Origin of the sequence: Christiangramia aestuarii, assembly GCF_009735585.1 — a bacterium.
GTDB classification, from domain to species: domain Bacteria; phylum Bacteroidota; class Bacteroidia; order Flavobacteriales; family Flavobacteriaceae; genus Christiangramia; species Christiangramia aestuarii.
In genome coordinates this window covers 320410-340284 of record NZ_VJVW01000004.1, presented here as the reverse complement: position 1 = coordinate 340284, position 19875 = coordinate 320410, and the positions used below count along the sequence as shown (strand labels likewise).

Here is a 19875-nt window from a genome sequence, read left to right as displayed (position 1 = left end):
TAAAAAATTGATTTATCAAATTAAAAAATGTATTTTTGGCGGAATTAAAACTTTTTTATGTTCAGCTTATCTGAAGAGAATTATTTAAAAGCCATATTCCACCTTGAAAATGCCTATAAAAGCGGGGTTAGTACCAATGCCTTGGCCGAAGAGATGCAGACTAAGGCTTCTTCGGTAACCGATATGATCAAAAGGCTTTCAGACAAAGAGCTAGTAAAGTATAAAAAGTACCAGGGCGTAAAGCTTAGCGAAAAAGGTAGGGCTGCCGCCATAGAAGTGATAAGGAAGCATCGCCTTTGGGAAGTTTTCCTGGTAGACAAGCTTGGCTTTAACTGGGATGAGGTGCACGAAGTGGCTGAGCAATTAGAGCATATCAAGTCTGAAAAACTGACCAACGAACTGGATAAATTCCTGGAATTTCCAAAAAGGGACCCGCATGGCGATCCCATTCCCGATGCTGAAGGTAATTTTAGCGTGGCCAACCGAGCCTTGTTAGCCGACCTGAACAAAGGAGATACCGGTATTTGCGTTGGTGTCAAGGATTCCTCGGTAGAGTTCCTGCAATACCTGGATAAAAATAAAATCTCCCTGGGCAAGGAAATGAAGGTGCTGGAAAAAGAGGATTTTGACCAGTCCATGCTTATTAAAATGGGTGATAATACCTTAAGGATATCTAACCAGATCTCCACTAATCTTTTTATTAAAACCGTATAGAATGAATGTTATCATAGATTACTTTGAATCACTGGATCCTGTTTACGCGGCCTTCCTGGCAACCTTGTTCACCTGGGGGCTTACCGCATTAGGCGCCTCTTTGGTATTTCTTTTCAAAGGAATGAATCGGGCATTCTTCGACGGAATGTTAGGTTTTACCGGTGGGGTCATGGTTGCCGCGAGTTTCTGGAGCTTACTGGCTCCGGGTATTGAGATGAGCCCTGGGGAAGGCTTTGCAAAAGTAGTTCCCGCAGTCGTAGGTTTCGGTCTGGGGGCATTGTTCATTTTTGGGCTGGATAAGGTCCTGCCTCATTTACATGTGAACTTTAAAATGAGCGATTCTGAAGGGATCAAGACTCCATGGCATAAATCGGTGTTGCTTACGCTGGCCATCACCCTGCATAATATTCCGGAAGGTCTTGCCGTGGGAGTATTGTTTGGCGGAGTTGCGGCCGGTTTTGAAGGTGCCAGCATAGGCGGGGCAGTAGCCCTGGCTCTTGGGATAGGGTTGCAGAACTTCCCTGAAGGTTTTGCCGTGGCCATGCCATTAAGAAGACAGGGGTTATCCAGGTTCAAGAGTTTTAACTACGGACAAATGTCGGCCATTGTAGAGCCGATAGCAGCGGTGCTAGGAGCCTGGGCGGTATTGACCTTTCAGCCAATCCTGCCTTATGCGCTATGTTTTGCAGCAGGAGCGATGATCTTTGTAGTGGTAGAAGAAGTGGTGCCTGAAGCCCAGCAGGGTAATTTTACCGATATTTCCACCATGGGCTTTATTGGTGGTTTTATGGTGATGATGACCCTGGATGTAGGTCTGGGATAATTTATCTTGCAACAAATGATTATTTAGGTCGTCTTTATAATAAAGACACTCATGAAGATCAGCGTATTCTTTCTAGCCTTGTTACATTCGGCGTTTCTGGCCTTACAGGAGCCTGTGCCACCAAAATACAGCATACATACAAAGAAACTCTGCCAGGGCGATATGATGCACCTGGGAAGTAAAGGCATTAAATTCAAGAAAGTGGTTTCAGATTCACGTTGTCCCAGGGGAGGAGCCATAACCTGTATCTGGGCCGGTGAGGTTAAGGTGCTGGTCGAATTCTATGAAGATGGGAAACTGAAAGGAGAAAAAGTTCTTAAGGGATCAAATATCTCTATCAATGATCATGAGGTTGTTGCAGGTACCGGAATTTCGATAGTAGATTTCTTCAATCAGGAAAAGGATCTGAAAATTAGCAGTATCGCGGTCTATCCTTATCCCGATGGAAAAAGTGATATTTCAGCAAATGAATATAGTCTTGACCTTCAGATTTCAGAAAAAATGGTGACAGACTAGTCTCCGCAACCGCACTCTGAAACACCGCAGGAACCAGTCTTTTTCTTGCCTCCAAGAAAAGCAGGCTTGTATACGAATTTTGTGAAAATATAACCCGAAGCGATTATAAAGGTTATAAAGACTAATATTTCCTGTAATAGTTCCATAATATTTAAGTCGTTTTCGATTCTTATCCTTACTATTTCAATAACTGAAATGCCGCCAGAGCTACTACATAAGCAAAGCAGCTCATCACTATCAGCTGCAGCATTGGCCATTTCCAGCTATTGGTTTCCTTTTTAACTATGGCCAGCGTACTCATGCATTGCATGGCAAAGGCATAGAACAACAGTAGGCTTACCCCACTGGCAAAGGTGAATAACGGACCTCCTAATACCGGGTTGGTTTCGGCAGCCATCCTGTTCTTGATGGTTTCTTCTTCATCGCTGCCTACGCTGTAGATCGTGGCCAGTGTTCCCACAAATACCTCTCTGGCCGCAAATGAGCTGATAATGGCGATCCCTATCTTCCAGTCGTATCCCAGTGGTGCCACGGCAGGTTCAATTCCTTTACCCATGATGCCTATGTAGGAATTCTTCAGTTTATAGGAAGCGATTTCCTCATCAAGTTCATCCTGTGGAATACTTTGTTCTGAAGTGTACTGGGAAGTGACGATCTCTTCGGCATTTTCAAAATCATCACCCGGGCCGTAACTCGCCAGCACCCATAAGATGATGGAGATAGCCAGAATAATCTTACCGGCACCAAAAACGAAAGATTTGGTCTTTTCAACTACGTTTATCGCCACATTCTTTGCCATCGGCAGTTTGTAGTTGGGCATTTCTATCACGAAATAACTTTTGGTCCTTGTCTTCATGATCTTGTTCAGGATCCAGGCTGAAAAAATGGCCATTCCAAAACCAAGCAGGTATAAGATCATTAAAGTGATACCCTGCAAATTAAGGCCGAAGTATTTCTGGTCTGGGATCACCAGTGCGATTATAATAAGGTAAACCGGTAACCTGGCTGAACAGGTGGTGAAAGGAACCACCAGGATGGTGATAAGCCTTTCTTTCCAGTGCTCTATATTTCTTGTGGCCATTACTGCGGGAATGGCACAGGCTGTACCTGAAACAAGTGGTACCACGCTCTTTCCGCTAAGTCCGAATTTCCTCATGATACGGTCCATTAAAAAGACCACCCGGCTCATATAGCCCGATTCTTCCAGGATGGATATGAATAGGAACAGGAACGCGATTTGCGGAATAAAAATTACGATCCCTCCAAGCCCGGGAATAATGCCCTCGGCGATTAGGTTGGTAAAGGATCCACCAGGGAAGGTGTCCTTGGTCCATTCGCTCAGTGAGGCAAAAGCCGCATCTATCATATCCATGGGATAACTGGACCAGCTGTAGATCGCCTGGAAAATAAGCAGTAGGATTCCGAAAAAGATCACATATCCCCACACTTTATGGGTTAGGATCCTATCCAGCCTTGATCTAAGGTCGGTCGCGGCATTCTTATCGATATTAAGCGTTTCCCGCAATACCCCGTTAATGAACTGGTACCTTAAGATGGTTTCTTTTTGCTGTAGCCTTTTAAGGTCGCTGACCGACTTGGTATTAAAATCGGATGATTTTTTTAGTTCACTCCGGTTGATATTTCCGAAGTTCACATCCTGGGTGATCACCAGCCACAGTTTATAGAGAGACTGGTTTGGAAATGCCTTGCGCAGGTTTCCGAAGTATTCCGGGTCTATTACCGATGCATTCACGCAGGGTTCAATAGGGAGATGGCGATAATTGAGTATAAGCTCTTTCAGGTAATCTATCCCCATGCGTTTACGGGCACTTACCAGGGCGATCTTGGTCTTAAGACGCTCTTCAAGCAGTTCTATATCCAGTGAAATTCCCTTGCGCTCCATCCTGTCGGCCATATTGATGGCAAGAATGGTAGGAATTCCAAGGTCTTTTATCTGGGTGAAAAGCAAAAGGTTTCTTTTAAGGTTTTCTACATCGCTTACCACCACGGCGACATCTGGAAAATCCTTGTCGTTCTTGTTCAGTAGCAGCTCGATGACTACATTTTCATCAAAAGACGAGGCGTTTAGGCTGTAGGTTCCCGGCAGGTCCAGGATATGGGCCTTCAATCCGCGAGGCAGTTTACAGATGCCCTCTTTTTTTTCAACGGTGATTCCAGGGTAGTTTCCCACCTTCTGGTTAAGACCTGTTAACTGATTGAATACAGAAGTTTTACCGGTGTTGGGGTTCCCAATTAAAGCAACATTAATTTGCTTAGCCATATTAGCCTATTAATTCTATTTCTATTAGCAGAGCTGTTTCTTTTCTAATGGCCAGGTGGCTTCCGTTAATGTTGAGGTACATTGGATCCTGAAATGGCGCAGTTTGAACAAGCTCTACTTCGTTCCCAGGAAGGCAACCCATTTCGAGAAGCTTTAAAGGAACCATTTCTGCAGAGAATTCTTTGATGATCCCCCGCTGGCCGCGCTTTAGATTTGCTACCGTTACCTTCACTTTTTATTTAGATTCATTTTAAACAAGGCAAAAGTAATGGAATTTAGACCAATACAAAAGTTAAAGAAGGGAAATTATTAGCGATACTCTGCCTTCAGGACCTCAAGGTCGTGCATAAGGTTTTTGATGGCTTCGGGATCTGTGCCATCATAGAAACCACGAATCTGGCGATCCTTATCTACGAGCACGAAGTTTTCTGTATGTATCATGTCGTATTTACCGCCATCGCCGGTAGATTTTGTGGCCAGGTAAGATTTACGGGCAAGTTCGTAGATCTGTTTTTTATCCCCGGTTACTAGGTTCCATTTGTCATCGATCACTCCCTTTTCCCGGGCATATTTTTTCAGCACCGGAACGCTGTCGGTTACCGGGAATACCGTGTGTGAAAGTAAAAGTACATCCTCATCATCTTTGATCTTTTCTTGTATCTGCACCATATGATCTGTCATGATAGGGCAAATGGTAAGGCAGGTAGTGAAAAAGAAATCGGCTATGTAGATCTTGTTTTCGTAATAATCCTGGGTGATGGTGTCCCCGTTCTGGTTCACCAGTTCAAAATTGGCGATCTTATGGTATTTTCGAACATATTGCACGGTAGAATCCACCAGTTCTGCATTCACCATATCTGGCTGATAGACCGGCAGGCGTTCTTCCGGTTTCAGCAAGGTATAAATGCAAAAAATGATGATAACCGAAAGGATAAAGAAAACTATGGCAAAGGTTTTGTAGCGTGCAAAAAACTTGAGCATAAGTTTAAATTTCTGCAAAGTTATAGCCTGTGGTTCAAATAGTCGAATTCTGTAAGTGAAATTTTTATTCGGTGACAAATCACTTGAAACATAAACTTTTGTAGGAGCTTATAAAAACTTACTTTTGTGCGATTTTAAATTTGAAGTTACTCGATGGATCCATTTTTAGTAAAAGCCATACAATTAATATTAAGCCTTTCTTTTTTGATCGTTCTGCACGAATTAGGACATTTTGTGCCGGCGAAACTTTTTAAGACCAGGGTAGAGAAATTCTTCCTGTTCTTTGATGTAAAGTTCGCCCTTTTCAAGAAGAAAATAGGGGATACCGTGTATGGAATTGGCTGGTTGCCACTGGGAGGTTATGTGAAGATCTCTGGAATGATAGATGAGAGCATGGACAAGGAGCAGATGGCTCAACCACCAAGGGAATGGGAATTTAGAAGCAAGCCGGCCTGGCAGCGTCTAATTATCATGCTGGGAGGAGTTACCGTAAACCTTATCCTTGGTTTCCTGATCTATATGATGATCATGTTCGTGTGGGGTACCGCTTATGTGGGGCCAGAGGAGATGCCGGAAGGATTCGCAGTAGTAGATTCTTTTGAGGAATATGGTTTCCAGGACGGGGACCGAATCCTGAGGGTGAACGGTAAGGATTTTGAAAACAGCCTGGACATCAACAAGCATCTTTTTATGAGAGATGTTGAGAACATTACCGTACTTCACCAGAACGGGCAGGAAGAAACTATAGAGATTCCCGAAGAAATTGGAACTCAGATGTTCCAGCAGGGCATCATGCAACCATTTGTGCCTATCATGGCTCCGGTACTGGATTCTATTCAGCCTGGACTTGCAGCAGAAAAGGCAGGTCTTAAAAAAGGAGATAAGCTTATTTCCCTCAACGATGTGGAGATTGGATACTGGCATGAACTGGCGCCGGTTTCCCAGCAGAATAAAGAAAAGGAAGTAGAACTGGTTTATGAAAGGGACGGGGAGATAAAAAGTACCACGATCACCCCTAATGAGGAAGGAAGACTTGGCTTTGTGAAGAATTACGAGTTCGATATTCAGAGAAAGAGTTACGGCCTTGTGCAAAGCATTAGCAAAGGTTTTGATTATGGGTACTGGACACTTCGCGATTATGTATACCAGTTCAAATATGTTTTCACCAAGAAAGGAGCTACTCAGCTGGGAGGTTTTGGAGCTATTGGTGGATTGTTCCCCGATACCTGGAACTGGGCTGGATTCTGGCATACCACGGCACTGCTTTCTATCATCCTGGCATTTATGAATATTCTGCCGATCCCGGCACTGGATGGCGGGCACGTCATGTTTCTTCTTTATGAGATGGTGACTGGTAGAAAACCTAACGATAAGTTCATGGAAGTTGCCCAGATGGTCGGTTTCTTCTTATTGATCGCGCTGGTACTTTACGCTAATGGGAATGATATTTACCGCTGGTTGTTTGACTAAAAATGATGCATTAAAATATTAAAGCAGCACCGCGGTGCTGCTTTTTTTATTTAAAGTTAAATCCTAAATAATTGAGTCTCCGATAGATTCAAAACCCACTAAAATTTCTTCAAAAAAAATTCGAAAAAATATTTTGACAGCATTTATAAATTGACTTATATTTGCAACCGCTTACAAAGCAAAACACTCCTCCTTAGCTCAGTTGGTTAGAGCATCTGACTGTTAATCAGAGGGTCCTTGGTTCGAGCCCAAGAGGAGGAGCAAAAAAAGCCTGACATTTATGTCGGGCTTTTTTTATGGATTAACTTTTCGCTTAAGTACTATCTCTTTCTAAAATGATGAAAGATATGTGGCCGGCTAAAGTGCGAGTAAATAGCCCCAGGTTAATATAAGGCAGATTTCAATCGGCGGCGATACCGGAGTTTCCCTTACCTGTTAGCCCATTCTCTCGGTTAATTAATATCAACCCCTGTTTTTATGAATCCATTTTCGTATAACAAAAAACTAGTAAACCTGCTGAAATAAACAGGTGAAGGCCAAATAATTTCAGTCTATATAATTCTCCTAAATTTCGTTTCTTTGCAGCCGGTAAAAATTTGGTGCAGGCCAGGTATATTTTAGAATTCCGTGATCGTTCTTAATCCCTGATAGGATTTTGATTAGGGCATCAGTAAAGGGAGTTGTTTAAATCTTGTTCATTTGGTCTAAGCTGACCAGATAAATAACAATTTGGTAACGGTAAATTCTTAATAAGATTGGATACTTGCATCACTTTTTAAAATGGATATAATGGAAAATATATATTTGTTGATGTTGGTAGCATTAGTGGTTCTGGCCATCGCCGATCTGGTGGTTGGAGTTAGTAATGATGCTGTAAACTTTTTAAACTCGGCTATCGGTTCCAAGGCGATCTCGTTCAAAACGATCATGATCGTGGCCAGTCTTGGGATATTCTTCGGGGCTGTGTTTTCCAGTGGAATGATGGAAGTTGCCCGGAAAGGTATATTTATGCCCGGGCAGTTCTACTTCGATGAGATCATGATCATCTTCATGGCGGTCATGATCACCGATATTCTCCTGCTGGATTTCTTCAATACACTCGGGATGCCCACTTCTACTACGGTATCTATCGTATTCGAACTTCTGGGGGCAGCAGTAGTGATGGCCCTTATCAAGGTAAGCGCTTCAGATTCACAGACCATAGCCGATATCGCCGGCTATATCAATACCGACAAGGCGACCGAGATCATCTCGGGGATCTTCCTTTCGGTAGCCATCGCTTTTACTATTGGAGCCATGGTACAGTGGCTATCCAGGCTGGTTTTCTCATTTGAATATGAGAAGAAGATCAGGAATTTCGGAGCTGTATTTGGTGGGGTTTGCCTTACTGCGATTGGATACTTCATCTTCTTCAAAGGATTAAAAGGAACTCCGTATTACGACAGTTTCAAGGATGTCCTGGCCCAGCAATGGATGACGGTGGTTGGAGTAAGTTTTGTATTCTGGACCCTGTTCTCCTGGCTATTCATGAAGATTTTCAAAAAAAGCATTCTTATCGTGGTGATCGCCGTAGGAACCTTTGGTCTGGCCCTGGCCTTTTCAGGAAACGACCTGGTGAATTTTATCGGGGTGCCTATGGCGGCTTATCATTCTTACGAGGCATGGGAGATGTCTGGACAGGCGGCTTCAACTTTCTCGATGGAGGTACTTCGTGAACAAGTACCTGCAGAACCTATTTTGTTATTCCTCTCCGGTGGGATAATGGTTTTAACGCTCTGGTTCTCTAAAAAGGCCAGAAGTGTTGCCGAAACCGAGATCGGCCTATCCAGGCAGGGACATGGATCTGAAAAATTTGACCCGAATATGCTCTCCAGGGCGGTTGTTTCTGGAAGTACGGCTTTAAGCGATATGCTGAAGAAAATCCTTCCGTTGAACACCAAACGAAAGATTAGTAAAAGCTTTTCCAAGCCAGACGAGATCCTGATAGGGGATAAAGCTGAAGAACAGCCTGCATTCGATATGATCAGGGCTTCAATTAACCTGACGGTTGCCGGAGTTCTTATCTCGATCGCAACTTCTTATAAATTACCTTTATCTACGACCTATGTGACTTTTATGGTGGCTATGGGTACTTCGCTGGCAGATAAGGCCTGGGGAAGGGAAAGTGCCGTTTACAGGGTCGCAGGAGTGCTTAATGTGATCGGGGGCTGGTTCTTTACCGCCTTTAGCGCATTTACCGCTGCCGGGATCCTATGCTATATCATTTTCCTCGGAAAAGGACCTGCGATCGCAATCCTGCTATTGGCAGCTATAGGACTTCTGGTAAGGAATTACCTTTCTCACAAGAAAAAGTCTGATGCCAAAGCCGATAAATCTGGCCTGAAGAAATCTGAAAGTAAGACCGTACAAGGTATCATCGCTGAAAGTGCAGATAATATCTCGAACGTGGTTTCAAGGTCTAACAAGATCTATTCAGATGTGCTAACCGGCCTGGCTAAACAGGAAAAGAAAAAGCTGAAAAAGAGTAAGAAAGGGGTTGAAAAGCTGGAAGCCGAGATCGAGGAGCTTCGTGACCATATCTTCTTTTTTATAAAGAGCCTTGATGAGACAAGCGTTAGGGGAAGTAGCTTTTATATTACCATTCTTGGCTACCTTACAGATATCGCCCAGTCCCTGGAATATATCTCTAAAAAAAGCTATAAGCATGTGAACAATAATCATAAACCGCTTAGGTATAACCAGATCATCGACCTTAAGGAGATCGATGACAACTTAAGTGAGCTTTTAACCGAGATCAACCAGATCTTTGCCGAAAAGAAATTCCAGGACATAGATAAGATCGTGGCCAGAAAAGAGCAGATGTTGAGCAGTATCAACGATAAGATTGAAAAGCAGGTGTCCAGGACCAGGACTGAAGAGTCAAGTCCTAAGAACACGACCCTGTATTTTAATATACTGGTGGAGACTAAAGATCTTATGCATGCCATTATGAACCTTATGGAAGAATATAATAACAGTTACAAGAGGGTTTAACCTCTCAAAATGAATGAAAATTATAGCCGGTTTAGCAATAGACCGGCTTTTTTTATAGGGACATTTCAAATTTCAGCGATCTGGGATAGAAGCACTGCCGGTCGTCGCAAGCCTGGTAATGCAGCTCACCTTTCAATCTTTCGACCTTCTGTAGTTTCTTAGCTTTTAAATAGACCTGAATGCCGAATTTACCATCGATCACCTTATGCTTCTGGTCTCCTAGAAGGATCACCTGATATTTTTGGACCTGGAAGCTATGCTTTAGGATCTCAAAGTGAGGACTTTTTTCAAAATTGATACTGGTTGGGATTATGTTTTCCGGCACTTCATCTTCAGCCTGTATATGAAAGCCGGGCTTCACCTCGAAGTATAGTTGTACGATAAACTGCTGGTTTTTTAATTCGGTAACGGAATTCTCCGGTAAGAAGCTTACAAAGTCCTGCTGATTAGGAATAACCAGGCAGAAAAGAAATATTATCGAGACCTTAAAGAAGCTCATCCAATTTTTTCTTGAGCGCAGCCAGTTCTGCGTCGAAATTTTTGGAATCCAGTAGGGAGAGGAATTGAATCTTTCCCTGTCTGTCTATGATCAAATTAGAGGCAAGCATGACTTCATCCCGGGAAAGGTCGGGCAGGATGTCTCCAGGCGCGTAGCTGGCAGCTACCGTTCCGTCCTTATCCAGGAGAATCGGGAAGGACAGATCGTATTTATCTTTTAATCTTTCCTGAACAAGTTCCTTTGGCTCCTTTACGTCAATAATGATCACTTCTACATCCCTGTTCCTGTAATCCTGGTAAAGTTTTTCAAGGTGTGGTGCTTCGGCGTTACAGAATGGGCACCAGGTAGTTGCAAAATGTATAACCAGTATTTTATCGTTAAAATCCTCTAATTTAACGATTTGGCCATCCAGATCTGCCAGCTCGAAAGCTGGAGCCTCAATTTTGTAGTCAATTTCAGATTGCAGTTCTGTTTCCTGCTCGTTTTGAGCATAAATGCCAATTATGTTTTCCGGAGAATAAAAGAAGATCAAAATTCCTGCAAAGGCTAATAACGGTCTAAGCTGAGAAGTTTTCATGATATATGATTTTATCAGCTAAGTTGTCTGATAGACAGGTTATTATAAATTTAAAGTTTATAACTGAGAAACCGAAGTTTTCAGCTTCAAAATCAGCGATTTGTAGGTTTTTAGCTTTTGATGAACTTGTAATTTTCTTACGTTAAAAAGCTCACAAATAATGTTCTTAATCGAATATAATGAGGCTTTTATCCAAAAGTAGGTGAATGGTTTTTCTGTAGGCTTAAATAAATATATTTTCGCGCCGCCCCCAAAATCTAATTCGATCTAGCCTACTATATCGAAAACTAGAAATGACATATTTAAAGAACGTATTCTCTGAATACAATTTTGCCCCGAAACATCAAGTGAGCAGTTTTTTTAACAGAAATCTTAAGCTAAGTTCACTTGTAGTAATTTTCTTACTCTTTAGCAGTTGCAATCCAGTTGCTTTGGTGAATCCAGATAGTTATGGAGATAAATGGGATAATACCTATTTATGGTTCAAGCCTGGACAATTGAACACCATTTATGTTTCAGATACGGCCGACCCTGCTACTGCCGAACCTATTCCCAATGACAGTGATTTCCTTATCGAATGGAGTAAAAAGGAAAAGGTATATAATCTGAAAGTTACCTCGTATTATACAGATATAGATTTCGCCTGGTTCACCGGTTATGATGCCGACAGTTCTTCTGAAGAAATCCCTTGGGTACATGATGGGAATACCATAGAGTTGCAAAGCGTTAAATTACTGGAACCGTCTGAAGATGGTGGAATGTATCGTATCTCAATATCAGATGACCTGAAGGATTAAGCCCCCAATTAGTCATTTAGGTTCATGAAAAAAGTGTAAATTATACCTAAAACCGGTATGATTTGCACTTTTTTAGATTATAAGCTTGAGGTTGAAAAAGGAGATATAGCAAACCAGCCCGACCTTGATGTGGTCGTGAACGCTGCTAATGCTGAACTCGCTCCCGGTGGAGGCGTGGCCGGTGCCCTCCACTCTAAAGCAGGTCCGGAGCTTTACCGCGAATGTAAGCAGCTTGCTCCAATCAAGCCCGGTGAGGCAGTGATCACCAAAGCCTACAACCTGCCCAATAAAAATATAATCCATTGCCTTGGCCCGGTATACGGAAAGGATAAGCCCGAGGATGAATTGCTCGCATCCTGTTATCGTAATAGTTTGCAGCTGGCCGAGGAAAATTCGCTTTCTTCTATAGGCTTTCCCGGAATTTCCACGGGGATCTTTGGTTATCCACCAGAACTGGCCGTGGAGGTGGTATTTAATACAGTTTTAGCAGTGCTGCCCGGCATGAAACACCTCAAAACCCTTAAATTTGTGGTATTCAATGACGATGACCTTCATCTTTACGAGTCAAAGCTGAAAGACATTCGCACGGACTAACCAATCATAGTTTCATGAACAACTTTTCCGCTACCTATACAGACCAGTACCAACTTTCCATGGCGCAGGTATATTTTAAAAATGGTCACAGGGAACATACCGCCATTTTCGATTATTACTTCAGAAAACTGCCTTTTAAAGGGGGATATGCTATTTTCTCCGGTCTGGAAGACCTGCTGGAGATCGTTTCCAAGCTTCGTTTCAGCGAATCAGATCTTGAGTTTTTAAAGCAACAGGGGTTCGAAGATGAATTTCTGGAATACCTGGCAGATTTTAAATTCCAGGGAACTATCTATTCGGTCCAGGAAGGAGACGTGGTGTTTCCTACCAGGCCTATTCTGCAGGTAGAAGGCAATATCATTGAAGCCCAGATCATCGAAACCATTTTATTGAACCTGCTGAATTTCCAGACCCTCATCGCCACCAAGGCGAGCAGGATCAGGCTGGTTGCCGGTGATGCTACCCTTCTGGATTTTGGTTTGAGGCGTGCCCAGGCCACGGGAGGTTATTTTGCTTCGAGGGCTGCGGTGATAGGTGGTTTTGATGGAACCAGCAATGTGATGGCGGGAAAGGATTTTGATATCCCGGTTTCTGGAACCATGGCGCATTCCTTTATACAAAGTTACGATGATGAACTTACGGCTTTCAGGGATTTTGCTGAAGGCCGACCAGATGGATGTGTCCTCTTGGTAGATACCTACAACACCCTGAGAAGTGGTGTGCCCAACGCCATAAAAGTGGCTAAAGAGATGGAAAAGAAAGGGCAAAAGCTGCTGGCTATTAGACTGGATAGTGGAGATCTTTCCTATTTCGCCAAAGAGAGCCGGAAAATGCTGGATGAAGCAGGACTGGATTATGTAAAGATCGCTGCCTCCAATCAGCTCGATGAGTATGTGATCAAAAGCCTGCTGGAACAGCAGGCACCTATCGATGTTTTCGGGGTAGGTACCAACCTGGTTACCGGCGATCCGGAAGGAGCCCTTGATGGAGTTTATAAACTGGCCTGGTCTAACGGTAAACCAAGGATAAAGATTTCAGAAAGTATAGTCAAAATAACGCTTCCGCATAAAAAGCAGGTTTTCAGGATCAAAGATGAAAATGGGAAATGTATAGGTGCAGATGCTATAGGCCTTTTTGAACAGGAAAGGATCGCCGAGATGTTCCATCCCTTTGAGCCTTATAAATCCATGAACCTTGAAAATTTTCAGCAGGAACCCCTGCTTCAAAAGGTGATGGCAAATGGGAAAGTACTTATCAAAAAGCGTAGCCTGGAGGAAATTTCTGCTTATAGTATGAGCAGGCTGGCAGAGCTGCCTATAGAATATAAACGATTTAATAATCCACATATCTACAAGATCGGGATCAGCGCGAAATTGAGGGAAGAAAGGGAAAAACTGATCCAGGCTTCCAAAAATAAACTATAATGAGAACACTGGTGATTATAGACGTTCAAAACGATTTTATGCCTGGTGGTGCCTTAGCGGTGCCAGAGGGAGATGAGATCGTTCCCCTGGTAAACAAGCTTCAAACAAAGTTCGACCTGGTGATCGCTACCCAGGACTGGCATCCTGCCGGGCACGCAAGCTTTGCCACCTCACATAAGGGCAAGGAAGAATTCCAGGTGATCAAACTCGATGGGCTCGACCAGGTGCTGTGGCCAGAACACTGTATTCAAAATACCAGAGGAGCCGAATTTCATCCAGAACTGGAAACAGCAAAGATCGAGGCTATTTTCAGAAAAGGAACCAGTATGAAAATAGACAGTTACAGCGGTTTTTATGACAATGCACATTTAAAGTCTACGGGACTAGCTGGTTACCTAAAAGAAAAGAATGCGCGGGAACTATATTTTGTGGGCCTCGCCGCAGAGTATTGCGTGTATTATTCGGTTATTGACGCTCTGGACGAAGGCTTTGAGGTGACTCTAATCGAAGATGCTACACGTGCCCTGAAAACTGAAGATTACGAAAAGGCTCGTCTCGATATTCTAAGAAAAGGAGGTAAGCTGATCCATTCCGAAGACCTGTCCTGAACTAGTTAAGGTAGACGATATACCCCAGGTTGAACCACAATACAAAATCATTGAACTTGTTCTGCGGTCCCTGCACATCCAGCCCGTCTATCTTGTCTGAATCATAATAAAGCGCCTTGGCCTCCAGTTGCAGGTCGTTTCTCCTGCCTAGTCTGTACCTTACCCCGGCACTTCCGCTAATTGAAAAAGTACTGCCGCTCTCCAGGAATATTCCGTCTTCAAAAGTTCTGAAGAGAACTTTAGGACTATCCAACGGACCAAGTTCAGAATAGGCATCGGGGCTGTAATATACGTAATTGGCGCCCAGGCTGATGAATGGAGCGAACAGTACCGCGAAATCCCTGGCTTCCTTTATTCCGAAGAAATGATATTCCAGTGCCAGGCCTCCCTGGTAAAGCTCGGTAAATCCGTGCATGGCCCTTAACTGCATTCCGCCTTCGGTGTTCTTGGAGGCTACTGGCCCGTAATGGTCAAGTTTGGAACGCATATAATCCACTTCTGCCCTTACCCGGAAATGTTTTCTAAAGAATAGTTTTGTAGGTTTACAGTTACAATATGGTTTGTAAGCGAGGTTGGCATAGTAGACGAGACCCACTCCAAAACCTTCATTTTCAAGATTGTTCCTAACGTTCCATCTTTCTCCATAATCGGTAAAGAAACCAGCGGGACCGGTAATGACCCCTATTTCGTGTGAGACATATAACTGACTGTAAGTCTTGCCCGACCAAAGCGAGAGAAGCAAAGTAATAATGAATATTGCTCTGGTGTGGATCATAAGAAATTGGCTAGCGACTTCAGCAAATATAGCAAAACTACATTAACGGAATTTTGGATCTTCTAAGTATAATAGGGCTCTTAAATTTAAAAAGTTAATTTTATATGAAATGATAAAATGAAACTTTTAATCCTTATAGAATATTTATATTTGCGACGTTATTTGGACATAATATTTATAATTTAATAATACTGCCATTCATTATGGAAGAAAATATCAAAGATTTCCTGGATAAGGTATCAGCCAGAAACCAAAATGAGCCTGAATTCATGCAGGCTGTTCATGAGGTTGCAGAAACAGTAATTCCTTTTATAAAAGAAAATAAGAAGTACCAGAACAAAATGCTTCTGGAGCGAATGGTGGAGCCGGAGCGTGTGATCATGTTTCGTGTACCATGGCTGGACGATAACGGAGATATCCAGGTGAATCGCGGTTTTCGAATCCAGATGAACTCGGCCATCGGGCCCTATAAAGGAGGGTTGCGTTTTCATCCTTCGGTAAACCTTAGTATTCTGAAATTCCTTGCTTTTGAGCAGGTTTTCAAGAACAGCCTTACTACCCTGCCTATGGGTGGAGGTAAAGGTGGTTCAGACTTCGATCCTAAAGGAAAGTCAGACAACGAGGTGATGAAATTCTGCCAGAGCTTCATGACCGAGCTGCAAAGACATATTGGTGCAGATTGCGATGTTCCTGCAGGGGATATCGGGGTTGGAGCTCGTGAAATAGGTTACCTGTTTGGCCAGTATAAAAAGATACAGAATGAGTTTACCGGGATACTTACCGGGAAGGGACTTTCTTATGGGGGTTCTCTAATTAGACCGGAAGCTACCGGGTACGGGAACGTATACTTCGCTCAAAATATGCTGAAGACCAGGAACGAAAGCCTTGAGGCTAAGACCGTGGTGATCTCTGGTGCAGGAAACGTGGCCCAGTATGCTGCTGAAAAAGCTACCCAACTAGGAGCGAAAGTAGTGACCATGTCAGATTCCGGAGGATTTATTTATGATAAGGATGGAATTGATGCTGAAAAGCTTCAGTTTATCATGGATCTTAAGAACGAAAGAAGAGGAAGGATCAGCGAATATGTTGATGAATATTCTTCAGCTGAATACCATGAAGGCAAAACTCCATGGGGTATCAAGTGTGATGTAGCGCTTCCATGTGCCACTCAGAACGAGCTGGAAGAGGAAGATGCGAAAACACTGGTGAAGAACGGATGTATTTGTGTTGGAGAAGGCGCGAATATGCCATGTACTCCAGAGGCGATCGCTGTTTTCCATAAGGAGAAGATCCTTTTCTCTCCGGGGAAAGCTTCTAATGCCGGTGGTGTAGCCACTTCTGGACTGGAAATGTCTCAGAACTCTATGAGATACAGCTGGACCGCAGAAGAGGTAGACAAGAAACTTCACGAGATCATGAACGACATACATGAGAAATGTGTTGAATTTGGTAAGGACGAAAATGGTTACGTAGATTATGTAAAAGGTGCTAACATCGCCGGATTCGTAAAAGTTGCCGATGCCATGCTTTCTCAAGGGGTAGTTTAATAAACACTCTTTTTAAAGATACAGAGCCGCTTTATTAAAGCGGCTTTTTTTATAAATTCACGGTAAATTTTCCTGAATGCTTATCCAGACCAAGGCGATCGTTATTAGTGCTTTAAAATATGGGGAGGCAGATCTCATTGTTAAAGCCTATACTTTATCTGATGGTCTGTGTACCTATATGCTCAAAGGCGTGCTGAAGTCTAAGAAAGGAAAATTCAAGGCCTCCATGTTTCAGAGCCTTACCCAGCTGGAGATCATCGCGAATCACCGTGGGGGAGGCAAACTGGAATATTTAAAGGAAGCCAAGGTGACCAGCAATTACCAGAGCCTGCACACTCATCCCGTAAAGTTGAGCATCGCGATGTTCCTGGCAGAGATGCTGCGCAATACCATTCACGAAGAGGAAAGAAACGAACCTTTGTTCAATTACCTGGAATACAGTTTCCAGTTCCTGGATGCTGCCGATAAATTTGCCAGTTTTCATTTATTATTCCTGCTGAACCTTACCCGTTACTTGGGTTTCCAGCCTGAAACCGGAGTAGAGGACCTGCCGGTATTTAACCTGCTGGATGGGGTTTTTCAGGATTTTTCTTCTAACGAATACTGTATAGAAGGCAAAAATGTAGATTTGCTAAAAATTATGCTGGGCACTGAATTTGATGAACTACAGCATATAAAATTGAATAAGACCTCGCGAAATGACTTCCTTAATATGCTCTTGCTTTATTACGAATTGCATATCGAAGGCTTCAGGAAACCAAAGTCGTTAAGTGTACTAAATGAAATTTTCGGTTAGATGCGATCTAAATTACTATATCTTTTCCTATTCATATTTTCAATAAGTTCGGCCCAGGAAATTACCGTCCTGGATAATGATTCCGGCCAACCCGTAGGTAATGTCGCTATTTACAATAAAGACAAATCGGTCTCGGTGGTCACCGATAAACTGGGGAAGGCAGATATATCAGCCTTTTCAGATACAGAGGTAATCATCTTCAAGGCGCTTTCTTATATTGAAGCTTATCGCAGGAAAAGGGAGATCCAGAATAACAGCAATATGGTCCTGATGCATTCCAGCGAGAATGAGTTGGAGCAGGTAACCCTTTCGGTGGCTCGATTTAAATTGAGTAAGGACGAGATCCCTCAGAAGATCGTAAGTATTACCCCGTCTGAGATAGAGCTGGCCAGTCCGCAGACTTCTGCAGATCTTTTGGAAAGTACGGGACAGGTCTATGTTCAAAAAAGTCAGTTAGGCGGGGGAAGTCCTATGGTTCGTGGTTTTGCCACCAACCGGCTGTTGTTGACCGTGGATGGCGTAAGGATGAATTCAGCGATTTTCAGAAGTGGAAATTTACAGAATGTGATCTCCATTGATCCCATGATGGTGCAGAATGCCGAGGTCATCCTGGGTCCGGGTTCAGTGGTTTACGGCAGTGATGCCATTGGAGGCGTACTAAATTTCTATACTTTAAAACCGAAATTCAGCTTTGATGAAGGTACCTCGTTTTCAGGAAATATCTATACCCGTTTTTCTACGGCCAATAACGAGAATACGGTACATGCAGATCTTAACGTAGGCCGGGAGAACTGGGCTTTTAGAACGGGTGTTACCTATTCAGATTTCGGAGACCTAAAAATGGGGGAGCATGGTCCGGACGATTACCTGAGGACGGAGTACGCGGTTCGTGAGAATGGGATAGACATTATGAGAATGAACGAAGATCCGCTGGTGCAGAAACCTACCGGTTACGATCAGTTGAATCTTTTGCAAAAAATAAAATATATGCCGTCTGCCGACTGGGATATAAACCTGGGGCTAGTCTATTCAGAAACCTCAGATTATCCGCGTTATGACCGGCTTTACAGAAAAAGGGACGGCCTGCTGCGATCGGCAGAATGGTATTATGGTCCCCAGGAATGGTTTCTTGGGAATATAAATGTCAACCATCGCAGCGACTCAGAATTCTATGACAAAATGCAGTTTACCGCGGCTTACCAGTTCTTCGGGGAGAGCCGTAATGACCGTGATTTTGGTGATGCTGTTCTTTATACCACCGAAGAAAATGTGGATGCATACTCTGCTAACCTGGATTTTGAAAAGAATTTTTCAGAAAGCCGGCTGTTCTATGGCTTTGAGTATGTACTAAATAATGTGGCATCTAGAGGTAGCTTCAGAAATATTGAAAATGCTGAAACCGGTGAAACGGCAAGCAGGTATCCCGATGGTTCCAGCTGGCAGTCTATGGCGGTCTATTCCAGCTACCAGTGGAAGATCACCCAGAAACTTTCCCTGCAGTCTGGGGTACGGTATAATCATATCCTGGTTGATGCCGGTTTTGATGATCGATTCTACGATTTTCCTTTTGAAAGAGCCGATATAAGTACGGGGGCCCTTACCGGTAGCCTGGGAATCAACTGGAGACAAAACGATTTTATAGGTTGGAGGCTTGGACTCTCCACCGCTTTCAGGGCGCCTAATATTGATGATGTAGGTAAGATCTTTGATTCTGAACCCGGATCTGTAGTCGTCCCAAACCCGGGGCTCAGGCCGGAATATGCCTATAACGCTGAGCTGGGTGCAGACCTTAAATTTTCAGAAAATGTAAAACTGGGCCTTACCGGATATTATACCTACCTGGATAATGCTATGGTTCGTCGTGATTTCGACCTGGATGGCAAAACCGAGATAGATTACCAGGGAGAACCAAGCCGGGTGCAGGCCATACAGAATGCTGCCAGTGCTTATGTTTACGGACTGGAAGCCGGGCTGGAAGTAGATTTTTCAGTAGCGCTAAGGCTCAAGTCCCAGTTTAGCTATACCCACGGAGAGGAAAACGAGGGTGGAGAATATGTACCCTTGAGACATGCTGCCCCAATGTTCGGGAATACACACTTAATATGGCACAAGAGGCGACTCAAGTTCGATCTTTTTGCCGAGTATAATGGGCAGTTCGATTACGAAGACCTGGCGCCAGGAGAGCAGAACAAACCTTATCTATATGCGCTGGATGAAAATGGGAATCCTTATTCGCCGGCATGGTATACCCTGAATCTCACGGGACAGTATGAACTTAGCCCTAACTGGCTGGCTACTGCTTCCCTTGAAAATATTACCGATCAACGATATCGCACCTATTCATCGGGGATAGCCGCAGCAGGACGTAATCTTATCCTGGCTCTTTCTTATACTTTTTAAACCCTCTCTATTAAAATCTATTAAGTTTCAGGTTTTTAAG

General features: G+C 43.4%; 18 protein-coding genes and 1 tRNA gene. 13 read left to right on the top strand and 6 right to left on the bottom strand.

From position 1 onward, the window contains the following. Positions 1–57: 57 nt before the first annotated feature. The 3 genes from FLP08_RS11900 to FLP08_RS11890 are packed head-to-tail and all read left to right on the top strand — an operon-like array spanning position 58 to position 2053. On the top strand, positions 58–714 hold the full coding sequence (locus tag FLP08_RS11900) for a metal-dependent transcriptional regulator (RefSeq protein ID WP_156276959.1): 657 nt from the start codon (positions 58–60) through the stop codon (positions 712–714). A gap of 1 nt (position 715) precedes the next feature. Further along, positions 716–1537: a ZIP family metal transporter gene (locus FLP08_RS11895; protein WP_156276958.1), complete on the top strand. Its 822-nt coding sequence runs from the start codon at positions 716–718 to the stop codon at positions 1535–1537. Between the two features lie 51 nt (positions 1538–1588). After that, on the top strand, positions 1589–2053 hold the full coding sequence (locus FLP08_RS11890; RefSeq protein WP_156276957.1) for a hypothetical protein: 465 nt from the start codon (positions 1589–1591) through the stop codon (positions 2051–2053). Between the two features lie 178 nt (positions 2054–2231). Here the strand turns inward: FLP08_RS11890 and feoB are convergent, their stop codons facing one another. The 3 genes from feoB to FLP08_RS11875 form a co-directional block, all read right to left on the bottom strand. Further along, entirely contained in the window at positions 2232–4334 is a 2103-nt protein-coding gene (gene feoB, locus FLP08_RS11885; protein WP_156276956.1) for a ferrous iron transport protein B, read from the bottom strand. Position 4335: 1 nt separating this feature from the next. Then, positions 4336–4566 carry a FeoA domain-containing protein gene (locus tag FLP08_RS11880; protein ID WP_162431054.1) on the bottom strand — a complete coding sequence of 77 codons (231 nt, stop codon included), beginning with the start codon at positions 4564–4566 and terminating at the stop codon, positions 4336–4338. 77 nt (positions 4567–4643) lie between these two features. After that, positions 4644–5315 (bottom strand): SCO family protein, encoded by a 672-nt coding sequence (locus tag FLP08_RS11875; protein WP_156276955.1) that lies wholly within the window; start codon positions 5313–5315, stop codon positions 4644–4646. A 153-nt stretch (positions 5316–5468) separates the two neighbouring features. Between FLP08_RS11875 and rseP the strand changes: the two genes are divergently transcribed. The 3 genes from rseP (at position 5469) to FLP08_RS11860 (ending at position 9818) form a co-directional block, all read left to right on the top strand. Next, positions 5469–6785, top strand: coding sequence for an RIP metalloprotease RseP (gene rseP / locus FLP08_RS11870; RefSeq protein WP_156276954.1), 1317 nt, complete (start codon positions 5469–5471; stop codon positions 6783–6785). A gap of 187 nt (positions 6786–6972) precedes the next feature. Continuing rightward, a tRNA-Asn gene (locus FLP08_RS11865) sits at positions 6973–7046 on the top strand. Positions 7047–7574: 528 nt separating this feature from the next. Beyond that, positions 7575–9818, top strand: a complete 2244-nt coding sequence (locus FLP08_RS11860; RefSeq protein ID WP_156276953.1) for an inorganic phosphate transporter — start codon at positions 7575–7577, stop codon at positions 9816–9818. Positions 9819–9870: 52 nt separating this feature from the next. On the opposite strand, the gene FLP08_RS11855 is transcribed toward FLP08_RS11860, so the two are convergent. Beyond that, the gene (locus tag FLP08_RS11855; protein ID WP_156276952.1) at positions 9871–10317 is read right to left on the bottom strand and encodes a hypothetical protein; all 447 of its coding nucleotides are present in this window, start codon (positions 10315–10317) and stop codon (positions 9871–9873) included. Then, positions 10304–10894, bottom strand: a complete 591-nt coding sequence (locus FLP08_RS11850; protein ID WP_156276951.1) for a peroxiredoxin family protein — start codon at positions 10892–10894, stop codon at positions 10304–10306. Before FLP08_RS11850 ends, FLP08_RS11855 begins: the two co-directional genes overlap by 14 nt. Before the next feature lie 293 nt (positions 10895–11187). On the opposite strand from FLP08_RS11850, the gene FLP08_RS11845 reads away from it, so the two are divergent. From FLP08_RS11845 to pncA, 4 genes are read left to right on the top strand one after another with little or no spacing between them, the layout of a single operon-like run. Next, positions 11188–11691 carry a hypothetical protein gene (locus FLP08_RS11845; protein ID WP_156276950.1) on the top strand — a complete coding sequence of 168 codons (504 nt, stop codon included), beginning with the start codon at positions 11188–11190 and terminating at the stop codon, positions 11689–11691. A 57-nt stretch (positions 11692–11748) separates the two neighbouring features. Next, entirely contained in the window at positions 11749–12285 is a 537-nt protein-coding gene (locus FLP08_RS11840; protein WP_156276949.1) for a macro domain-containing protein, read from the top strand. Positions 12286–12299: 14 nt separating this feature from the next. Beyond that, positions 12300–13709, top strand: a complete 1410-nt coding sequence (locus tag FLP08_RS11835) for a nicotinate phosphoribosyltransferase (protein WP_156276948.1) — start codon at positions 12300–12302, stop codon at positions 13707–13709. Beyond that, on the top strand, positions 13709–14317 hold the full coding sequence (gene pncA, locus FLP08_RS11830; protein ID WP_156276947.1) for a bifunctional nicotinamidase/pyrazinamidase: 609 nt from the start codon (positions 13709–13711) through the stop codon (positions 14315–14317). Before FLP08_RS11835 ends, pncA begins: the two co-directional genes overlap by 1 nt. Before the next feature lies 1 nt (position 14318). Here pncA and FLP08_RS11825 read toward each other — a convergent pair whose 3' ends face one another. Then, positions 14319–15092 carry a THC0290_0291 family protein gene (locus FLP08_RS11825; protein WP_156276946.1) on the bottom strand — a complete coding sequence of 258 codons (774 nt, stop codon included), beginning with the start codon at positions 15090–15092 and terminating at the stop codon, positions 14319–14321. Between the two features lie 203 nt (positions 15093–15295). Between FLP08_RS11825 and gdhA the strand changes: the two genes are divergently transcribed. The 3 genes from gdhA (at position 15296) to FLP08_RS11810 (ending at position 19835) form a co-directional block, all read left to right on the top strand. Beyond that, positions 15296–16639 (top strand): NADP-specific glutamate dehydrogenase, encoded by a 1344-nt coding sequence (gdhA, locus tag FLP08_RS11820; RefSeq protein ID WP_156276945.1) that lies wholly within the window; start codon positions 15296–15298, stop codon positions 16637–16639. A gap of 76 nt (positions 16640–16715) precedes the next feature. Next, positions 16716–17435: a DNA repair protein RecO gene (gene recO, locus FLP08_RS11815; RefSeq protein WP_156276944.1), complete on the top strand. Its 720-nt coding sequence runs from the start codon at positions 16716–16718 to the stop codon at positions 17433–17435. After that, positions 17436–19835 (top strand): TonB-dependent receptor, encoded by a 2400-nt coding sequence (locus FLP08_RS11810; protein ID WP_156276943.1) that lies wholly within the window; start codon positions 17436–17438, stop codon positions 19833–19835. The last annotated feature ends 40 nt before the right edge of the window (positions 19836–19875 follow it).